Origin of the sequence: Paenibacillus thiaminolyticus, assembly GCF_003591545.1 — a bacterium.
Taxonomy (GTDB): domain Bacteria; phylum Bacillota; class Bacilli; order Paenibacillales; family Paenibacillaceae; genus Paenibacillus_B; species Paenibacillus_B thiaminolyticus_A.
This window is the reverse complement of the sequence record NZ_QYZD01000102.1, coordinates 1-1,200: the sequence shown is the minus strand read 5'-3', so window position 1 is coordinate 1,200 and position 1,200 is coordinate 1. Positions and strand designations below refer to the sequence as shown.

Annotated in this window: 1 protein-coding gene; it reads right to left on the bottom strand. The window is 48.4% G+C overall.

Going from position 1 to position 1,200, the window contains the following annotated elements; genetic code table 11:
* The coding region (locus DQX05_RS30130; protein ID WP_119796898.1) for an IS110 family RNA-guided transposase at positions 1-1,079 on the bottom strand (1,079 nt) is incomplete at its 3' end.
* Positions 1,080-1,200: the final 121 nt, after the last annotated feature.

Sequence of the window (1,200 nt, the reverse complement as noted above, 5' to 3'; positions counted from 1 at the left end):
TACTTACGGAGTTGCCTCCGCCCGCGTTTGGAGATGACGACTTGCCCCTTCTTCTTTCCTGACATGCTTTCGGCCAGATTTAGGCCTGCCATCGACAGCAGTTGGCGGCCATGAGTGAATTGCCGCAAGTCGCCTGCATTGGCTAAGAGGACCGCAATATAGAGGGGACTTAGCCCCTTAATGGAGGAAAATAACTCCACGGTCTCCGGAATTTCCTCCAGCAGTGCAGCTATCTCACGGTCTATTTCCTGCAAGCGCTCAGTGAGGCGTTCATAATCTTCCACCAGGCGGCTTGCTTCTCGTCTCGCTTCTTCATTAGCATCCGCAGCACCAACAGACAGACGGCCTACCTCCAATAGCTCCTGTGCCTTCTGCAGGCCGGTTCTCCCGCCGGCACGTTGCATCCGTTTCTTCCAGGCATGGACGAGGTCTTCAGCAGTATGCTTCAGAACATCGGCTGGAAGCGGAAAGTCCTTTAACGTAGCAAGCGGACGAGGCTGCTCCCAATACTTGAAGACCTGAGTGAACTCAGGAAAATAGATATCCATCCAGCGAATGAGACGGTTCATGATATTTCCGCGCATGTCGGCCCAGTATTCCCTTTCGTTAACGACTACGCGAAGACGTCTGTAAAAAGGCTCCTGCTTGGTATAGTCGCTGTAATACCCTCGTGAAACGACATCCGCAATCACGAGAGCGTCCTTGGCATCATTTTTCGACTGCGAATTATCCCGATTTTCTTTGTTCCGCTTCGTGGTAAGTGGATTGACCAAAACGACTTTAATCCCCTTTTCTGAAAGCCAGTCGGCAAGATTAAGCCAGTAATGCCCCGTAGACTCCAAGCCAACAATCTCTTTAGACAGTCCAATTTTCTTTTGTAAATCACGAATCCAGTTCAATAATTTACTGAAACCGAATTGATTATTTTCAAATGCTAATCCACGGCCCTGTTCGATTCCACGGAAATTGACGGCTCGTGCAACATGTGTATTCTTAGCAATGTCAATCCCAACTACAAGATGACTCGTGGTAATTCGTTCAACTCGTTGATTATGTACGGTAGATTGTTTAAACTTCATATAGAGCGTCCTCCTTGGATGATGGGTTTTTTAAGGGCTATGACCCGTTGACACCCCCATTGTACAAGGGACGCTCCTTTTTTTTCAAAGCCAGAATCTTGGCTCTGACAGGAATGTTCAG